1 protein-coding gene is annotated in these 337 nt (G+C 61.1%); it reads left to right on the forward strand.

All coding sequences use genetic code 11. The features are described from left to right. The coding region (locus K5E40_RS34560; RefSeq protein WP_221734446.1) for a hypothetical protein at positions 1 to 337 on the forward strand (337 nt) is incomplete at both ends.

The raw sequence follows: 337 nt of genomic DNA on the forward strand, positions 1-337 counted from the left end.
AGCAAGTTCAAAATCGGCGACACCCCGATTATCCGGATCAAAGGCACTCCGGTAGAAGGCCTGCCGATCGATATCGAGATCGAGGGCATACCTTTGATCAGCGTGCCCAGTATTCCCGAGATTTTTGTGCCCAACGCCGTGCTGCGTCAGTTGGCCAAGACCCAGTTCGCCATGTCCTTTCGCCTGCAAAAGGGCGACGGCTCCGCCGACCTGCGCGCCCAGAACCAGTTCATCACCGCCATCGGCGAGATCCAGCGGCTGGCCGCGCCCAAGGCGCTGGAGGCGCAGTCGGGGGCGATTGATCCGACGCTGGCACAAGTGCGTATCGACATCCCCT

The organism is Pseudomonas baetica, from assembly GCF_019733355.1.
In the GTDB taxonomy this organism is placed as follows: Bacteria; Pseudomonadota; Gammaproteobacteria; order Pseudomonadales; family Pseudomonadaceae; genus Aquipseudomonas; species Aquipseudomonas baetica_A.